A 7,134-nucleotide genomic window follows, 5' to 3' on the forward strand; every position below is an offset into this window, starting at 1 on the left:
CGTCTCCATCCGATACAGAAGATATATAGAAACAAGGATCGGGAAGGAAACTTCACTGATCATCGAAAACAAATCCATTGCTTTTCCCCCTTTCAATGCTCAAAAACGGAAGGCGAGAAACCTTCCGTCCATGACAGATGCGCTATGGCAGCTGGATATCTTGCGTTTCGCGGTCAATGATGCGGGCGCTCTTCGGGCTCACAAGCTCCCCGTTGCCGGTCATAAAAACATTTGCCGCTACGAGCTGGTTCATCACCGTTTTCACTTGAACCGGATCAACCGGTTCCTTGGGATAGCGGATCAAAATCCGCGCCGGCCCCGCTTGAGCGTTAAACGTCAGTTCCAACGTCTTCATTGTTCATTCCCCCTCTCATCATGCATTGATAATATGGCTGGTCAATGTCGTGCGCACGTACCGCAAACTGCCGCTCGACAAGCTGGCGATGGCGGTGGCGGCATCGTAAAGAGATTGGACACTTGCGTCGCTCTTCACTCTGAAGGTTTGCGAGCGGATGATGTCCTTTCCGTCGCTGTCCTTTCCGGCGTAGAAGTCCAAAACAAGAGTGCGGCCCGACACCATTTCGGAAGCGGCCATTTTCCTACCTCCTTTCGATTTGCCAACATCATATCACCCGATAACAGCTATAAACAAAACCGCTTTCAAAGCGAAAAAAGAGAAAAGCGGCCCCCAATGCCGCCGATCCTTCCGTTTTATTGCGATAAATCATTCATTTCGCTACATAATTGCTGTTTCGCAAGACGCGCCGCCGTTTATCCATTTCCTGCGATGCGGTTCATGAATCTCCCCGTAGCACATTTCAATCCATTTCGCGTTTTTGAGCTGGTCGATGCAGAATTTGCGGGAATGAAACACAGGAATCTGATGCCCGGAGAGAAGATGAACCGTGGTGCATTGGGGCGATCTTTGCCTGAATTGCTCAATCTCTCTTGACACAAACCACCCTACACGGCTTTGCCGGCCGACCGGCTCGCGAACGTTAAACGGAATGATGGTAAAGCCATACGACAACACGATGGGAACGAGCTGCTTTTTCCCCACCAACTCCCCATACCGATGGCGGTTGATCGAAATGCTTGTACCAAAGAAGGTCAGAAGCCGCTTCAAAAACAAACTCGATTGCACGTCAAGCAACTTGGTTTCCCCGCTCCTGAGAAAAAGTTTGACCGAATCCCCTCTGTTTTCCACGTTGACAGGGATAAACGCCTGGCCGGCATAGGCGAACCGCTTTACCTCTTTCCAGTCCAACTTTTTTCATCCCCTTCTTCCCCTTAACGCTCGGGGCGAAATTTGTCGAAAATGTCACATTTTTAAGTACAATATACCCCTATTTGGCAAAAAAATCAAAATGGCAAAACCTTATCTTTCAGCTCAAAAACAGCGATTTTTGTTCCGAAAAACGCCGATTCGATTAATTTGTGCTTTGAAAGGCAAAATTGGCACTGGCATCTTAATTTTTGTGTCAGACGAAAAATATTGAATTAATGAAAGACAGGGGATATAATAAATGTAAATAGTGTCAGACAAAAAATAGGAGGGTGATGGCGATGATGGGAGGAAGATGCTATGAGCGGCACGATTTCCAGGTCCTTGTCCTCCAGGAATTCGGAAAGCGGCGCCCTCAGTCCCCAGAGGAAACCAAGAAGCTACAGGAAGAGTACCTCCGTCTTCTTGAAGAAATTCCCCGAATGTGGGAAGAATTCGTAGAGAAACATAAAAACATTTATGAGAGGTTCGGATACCTCGATGTTGTCGTCCATGATGATCTGCGCGTCGAACGCAAAAAGCTCCAACGTGGACGTCCGAAAGAAGAAAAGTCCAAGTCACATCGCATTACCGTGCGCTTGGACGACGAGCTTTACGAACTTCTCCAGAAATACTGTCGGGCAAAAAATGTGTCGGAGTCGGAGGCGGTGCGACAACTCATATCGGAATTGAAGTGGAAGCGTTTCTAACGCTCTTATTTTTTGCAATCATTGAAGGAATCTAGAAAATAACGTAGAATAAATCATATAAACAAAAGAAGAAACAAACCTTGGAAGAAAGGAGGGTGATATAAGTGACCATCACCATCACCATGGGCATCCAAAAAGGCGGATGTGGGAAGTCCACGACAACAGGAGTCCTCGCCTATTTGCTGAGCAGGGACGGATACAGGGTTTTGGCTGTCGACATGGACTCGCAGGGAAATTTGACAGAGCTCCTTTCGCGGAAGCCATCCAATGAGTTCACGGAGAAATCCGTTCTCGAAGCGATGCAGGAGAGGGATCCGGAGCCGTACATAGTCAAGATCGACGCCAAGCTGGACCTGCTTCCGGCCAACAACTTTCTGGCCACGTTCCCTCGCTGGATTTACACAGGGGAGACGTACCTTGGAAAATATATCAGGTACAAGGGAAAGCCGACCTTGATACTGGACGATACGTTGGACAAGATCCGGCATCATTACGATTTCATTGTCATTGACACGCCGCCTTCGCTGAGCGAACAAACGACAAACGCCTTGTGCGCAAGCCAGTATGTCATCATGATGTTCGAGTGCTCCAATTGGTGCTACTCGGCGGTCCCGAATTTTATGGAATCGGTTGAGGGGGCGAGGGTACATGGGCGGCACAATACGAGGTTGCTGGGCATTCTGAGAACCATGAACGACGTCCGCCGCAGCGACGCGAAGGCGTTCAATGAAATGATCGAGGAAGATTATCCGAACGAGGTGTTCAAAACGATCATCACCCGCAAGGCGCCGATCGGCCGCCTGTCGCTCTATGGCTTTGAGGAAAACAATGAATTGAACCAGGCGCTGGAGCAGTATGAAAACTTCTATAAGGAGATGATGGAGCGTGTCCAAAGTAGATGACATCAAAAACATGAAGCGTCAGCAAAAAGTCATCACGCCTACGCAAGTGTTGACTGATCCTGTAGGAGAAGAAAACAATACAGTTTTGAACGAAGATGACAACCAACCAAGAAAGGAAGGAAAGAAAGTGGAAAGAAAGCGTGTTTCCTTCGATATTCGGACGGACCTGCACAAAGAGTTGAAGATGCAGTCTATTTTGCAGGAGAAGAATATCTATCTGTTGATTGAGGAAGCTGTTGAAAAATATCTGAATGAGCTCAAGAAGGGAGCCGAGTGAAGGCTTTAATTGAATTGCTGTTGTTTTTTTCAAAAATCCTCTATAATGTACTGACACGTTGATAATTCTTTTGCCACGGAGGTAATAAAATGATTTTTCGGAAAGGAGAACTCTTCAGCGGTCCGGGAGGCCTTGCTTTAGGAGCCAAAATGGCGAGGGTGGTCGCTGCTGATGGCGAAGAGTTCCGCATTGAGCATGTTTGGGCAAATGACTACAACGAATCGGCATGCAGGACGTATCGACGAAATATCTGCGGCGATCCAGACGATCCATCCGTCATTGTATGCGACGTAAGAGAGCTTGACATTGAGAAGCTTCCCAGAATAGACGCATTATCGTTCGGTTTTCCATGCAATGACTACAGTGTTGTAGGAGAACACAAAGGAATGGATGGGGAGTATGGGCCTTTATACACATATGGGGTCAAGGTTCTTAATGTTCACGAACCAAAGTTTTTTGTGGCGGAAAACGTGGGCGGCCTGCAAAGCGCCAACGAGGGCCGTGCATTTATGCAGATTCTGAAAGAATTGTCCGAGGCCGGGAGAGGGTATGACATCGTGCCGCATCTATATAAATTTGAGGAATACGGCGTTCCTCAGATGAGGCACCGCATCATCATAGTCGGCATCAGAAAAGACCTGGATTTGAGGTTTAAAGTTCCTGCGCCGACTACTCCCGACAAGTATGTGACGGCGAAGGAGGCGATCACCAATCCACCGATCCCAGACGACGCACCCAACCACGAGTTTACGCGCCATAACGCAAAAACAGTAGAAATGCTCAAACATATACCGCCGGGCGAAAATGCATGGTATGAAGGGATACCTGAGGAGCTGCGCTTGAATGTAAAAAAAGCAAGGCTGAGCCAAATCTATAGAAGACTGCATCCCGACCAGCCCTCCTACACCGTTACAGGGAGCGGCGGCGGTGGAACGCACGTATATCACTGGGAGGAGCCGCGGGCTCTCACAAACAGGGAAAGGGCGAGGCTCCAGACATTCCCGGATGATTTTGTGTTTGAGGGGACAAAGGAAAATGTCAGGCAACAAATCGGCATGGCAGTTCCTCCGAAAGGAGCAAAGATCATCTTTGAAGCCATTTTGAAGACGTTCGCTGGCATTCCGTATGAATGCGTTGAACCTAAATGGGATGTTGAGGAATTGTTTGGAACGGAGCAATTGGCCATTCCAGAGCTTGTGTAGAAGGGCGGAGGGAAAAAATCCCTCGCCCTAGCTTGTCTCTTTTAATTCTCGAAGCAGAGCTTCGAGCGACTTGTATCCTTTGTTTTTGACAGCTTTGACAAACAGTTCGGCGCGGTCTTCCAATGGCACATGGTTTTCAATACAATAATCAAGGAAGCCGAGCAAGGTTCTGGCTGTGACTAAAAATCCGCTGATGGGATTTCCGGTGATTCGCTTAGCTTTGTCCGATATCTTTTCCAGGTTGCGCTCCCCGCTGAAGTCGTTTGCGGTCACATAGCCGAAAAACGTTAGCTCTTTGCCCTCATATCCCGTGTAATTGGGGATGTATTCGGACGCCATATGTGAAGCCAAGGAAGAGGACAGTGGGAACTTTCCTGCATAGTTTTTGGCGTCAATGATGCCGAATTTGCTTCCTCCATACCCGGCGATGATTTCGATTTCTGTTCTTTCACCGTTCTTGGCTTTGGGGCGCATTGCAACGTCAAACCCCAGCGCGCTGAATATTTGGCCGGTCTTGTCTTCAAACGCCAAGTTGTCTTTTTCATTCAAGTAGGCCTCTACAAAATCGGAGTTGATCCCTTCAAAATCGTCCTTGCTTTCCACTATCTCATGAATGACCTTTTCAATGTCTCTCGGCGATAAATATTTTTGGAGGGCCCCAGCGATTTCCTCTTTCGACATCGATTCTATGGATGGAAATTGTGCAAGGATCCTCTCTGCTTTCGCCCGAAGCTTGCTGGAGTTTGCAGCTGGTTTTATATTGCCGTATCTGCTGGCCTTGTAGCTGTCGACGTCCAAGCCGCTGTTTTCCGCCATGCGCTCGAGCGATATCATGTATCGTGTGTTGAATGGGTAGCGTTTTTCGATTTCAGCGATTTCCTGCTTAATTTCATTGATCCTGGAAGAATCACCTTTCAAAGCCTTGCCGCGAATGTACTCGACCAATCCTGTGTAATCGCTGATAAGCATAAAAGTGTGGGCCACGTCGGAGTGGGCTTCGTAAAAGTCCCTCGCTCCTTTGTCTGATCTTTCCCTATGGTCGAACTTGGCGGCGATGTCTTGTTTCATTTCTTCTCTCTCTCGAGTGCCGGCTTTTCGGAACGCCAATATTTTATGCACGATTTCATCCAGCTGCGAGTCCTTTTGGGCTGTCATGGCAAAATAAGTGATCTCCTCTTTTGTTACATAAAAGTCCAATCTTTCGTCATTTGCTAATTTGATCAGAAACAGGACAGGACGAATTCGAAACCCTTCATCGAATTTTGGGCGGAATCCCGGTTCGAGAAAATAAGCGTTTGGATATTGGAGCGTCAAGACTTGTTTTCTTGTGTTTTCGTACACCTTTTCTCCTTGGATGAGCTTTTCTCCGACTTTTGTAAGGCGAATATATCCGTCATCATCTACATAGCAATAGGAGAAGGTTTTGAGCATGGCCATCCATGTGCGTCCTCCGGAACCGTCATGGCTGATGTTGTTTCTTTTGATCCCCATATTTGCGAGCTCTTCTTCATACCTTTTATGGACTTCTCTATTTCCCGCCCATTTCAGCCTGAAATCATTCGTCGCCTTCTGCAAAGCCAGCAATGCCTCTTGATGGAATCGGGGGTCTCTTTCCGGGCGTGTAATAAACCATACCTTTCTGGTGCTTTTCTCATTCATGGTCGAGCATCTCCTTTATTTCTGCGTAGATGTCTCTCTCTTCGATTGTAAATGGATCGACTTTTTTGGATTGAGTGGTGGAAAAATAAAAGTCGAGCGACTTGAAAAACTCCTTGTTTTCCTTGATCAGCTCAGTGATGTCGGCATCTGAAATTTGGTTGAGGATGCTGACGGCTTTCTCAATTTCATTGTCGATTAGAATTTTGGAATAAATGGAAATCTTATTTTCCCCAATAATCTGCTCCGCTGCGTGCACATAACGGACTATGGTGGCCACAGACGGGACCGACATTTCGTTGATGATTTTATTGAAGGCGTTGTCGGGAGCGCCAATATATCGGCTGATTTCCCGGTTTGCAATCCGATGCTGGGATAAAAATCTGTTGAAGTTGTCCATCACTTTCCTGCTTATAATTTTGCTTAATATTTTTTGCAATAAATTTTTGTTCCTCCTGGAATTATGAAGCAAAAAATTCCTCCCCCTCCTCCAATTAACATCATAATTTTTATCTTTGTATAATACATAAACCTTATAAGGTTATAATTTTTTACAAAATAAAAAACGCTTGCTACATCCAAGCGCTCATACATCCATGGCTTGATCAATAAAATTCTTTATCTGCTTTATTGTTTGATCAAAATCCTGTTTCAAATCGTGTTCCCACACCCTCAAGCAATTCCAGCCGATTTTTCTGTAATATTCATTGACTTCTTGATCCCGTTTTTTGTTTCTCAAGAGCTTTTTTTCCCAATATTCCCTATTGCTTTCAGGCATATTCCCGTGCAGTGGACATCCGTGCCAGAAACATGAATCAATGAAGATGGCGACTTTATACTTTTTGATGGAGATATCAGGTTTCCCAAGGAGGGTCTTGTCGTTCTTTCTAAACCGATATCCTTCCCTCCAGAGGGCTTTTGAGACCGTATCTTCCAACCGCGAACGCGACTTTATGGCTTTCATGGTCTTGGAACGTTGCTCTTTGGTAAGATTGTCGCTCAAATGGATCACCCCAGTCAGAGAAGTCTTTCAGAAGCGTATATTTACTACTGATTATATCAGATAACCGAAACTCGCGTCGGCCTATCCGCGGATGCCGCTTGCAAGCAGGACCATCCGCAA

General features: G+C 46.6%; 11 protein-coding genes. 4 read left to right on the forward strand and 7 right to left on the reverse strand.

Annotated elements, in window-relative coordinates; translation table 11 throughout:
- The 4 genes from GJ1_RS18140 to GJ1_RS16800 form a co-directional block, all read right to left on the reverse strand.
- On the reverse strand, positions 1–78 hold a 78-nt coding region (locus tag GJ1_RS18140; protein WP_157068410.1), incomplete at its 3' end, for a YvrJ family protein.
- Positions 79–142: 64 nt separating this feature from the next.
- A complete protein-coding gene (locus GJ1_RS16790; protein WP_020961686.1) occupies positions 143–355 on the reverse strand; it encodes a DUF2922 domain-containing protein in 213 nt (70 codons plus the stop codon).
- An 18-nt stretch (positions 356–373) separates the two neighbouring features.
- Positions 374–595 (reverse strand): DUF1659 domain-containing protein, encoded by a 222-nt coding sequence (locus GJ1_RS16795; protein WP_066234922.1) that lies wholly within the window; start codon positions 593–595, stop codon positions 374–376.
- A gap of 141 nt (positions 596–736) precedes the next feature.
- A complete protein-coding gene (locus GJ1_RS16800; protein ID WP_066234923.1) occupies positions 737–1,267 on the reverse strand; it encodes a competence protein ComK in 531 nt (176 codons plus the stop codon).
- Between the two features lie 299 nt (positions 1,268–1,566).
- Here GJ1_RS16800 and GJ1_RS16805 point away from each other — a divergent pair, with 299 nt between their 5' ends.
- From GJ1_RS16805 to GJ1_RS16820, 4 genes are all read left to right on the forward strand, one after another.
- On the forward strand, positions 1,567–1,974 hold the full coding sequence (locus tag GJ1_RS16805) for a ribbon-helix-helix protein, CopG family (RefSeq protein ID WP_066234926.1): 408 nt from the start codon (positions 1,567–1,569) through the stop codon (positions 1,972–1,974).
- Between the two features lie 104 nt (positions 1,975–2,078).
- A complete protein-coding gene (locus tag GJ1_RS16810; protein ID WP_066234929.1) occupies positions 2,079–2,876 on the forward strand; it encodes a ParA family protein in 798 nt (265 codons plus the stop codon).
- Positions 2,860–3,153 (forward strand): hypothetical protein, encoded by a 294-nt coding sequence (locus GJ1_RS16815; RefSeq protein ID WP_047819435.1) that lies wholly within the window; start codon positions 2,860–2,862, stop codon positions 3,151–3,153. The genes GJ1_RS16810 and GJ1_RS16815 overlap by 17 nt, the downstream gene beginning before the upstream one ends.
- An 89-nt stretch (positions 3,154–3,242) precedes the next feature.
- Positions 3,243–4,355, forward strand: coding sequence for a DNA cytosine methyltransferase (locus GJ1_RS16820; protein ID WP_066234932.1), 1,113 nt, complete (start codon positions 3,243–3,245; stop codon positions 4,353–4,355).
- A 27-nt stretch (positions 4,356–4,382) separates the two neighbouring features.
- On the opposite strand, the gene GJ1_RS16825 is transcribed toward GJ1_RS16820, so the two are convergent.
- From GJ1_RS16825 to GJ1_RS16835, 3 genes are all read right to left on the reverse strand, one after another.
- Positions 4,383–6,014, reverse strand: coding sequence for an AlwI family type II restriction endonuclease (locus tag GJ1_RS16825; protein WP_066234935.1), 1,632 nt, complete (start codon positions 6,012–6,014; stop codon positions 4,383–4,385).
- Positions 6,007–6,411 (reverse strand): hypothetical protein, encoded by a 405-nt coding sequence (locus GJ1_RS16830; protein ID WP_066234942.1) that lies wholly within the window; start codon positions 6,409–6,411, stop codon positions 6,007–6,009. Before GJ1_RS16830 ends, GJ1_RS16825 begins: the two co-directional genes overlap by 8 nt.
- A 186-nt stretch (positions 6,412–6,597) precedes the next feature.
- A complete protein-coding gene (locus GJ1_RS16835; protein ID WP_066234939.1) occupies positions 6,598–7,014 on the reverse strand; it encodes a very short patch repair endonuclease in 417 nt (138 codons plus the stop codon).
- Positions 7,015–7,134: the final 120 nt, after the last annotated feature.

Origin of the sequence: Geobacillus jurassicus NBRC 107829 (assembly GCF_001544315.1) — a bacterium.
GTDB lineage: Bacteria > Bacillota > Bacilli > Bacillales > Anoxybacillaceae > Geobacillus > Geobacillus jurassicus.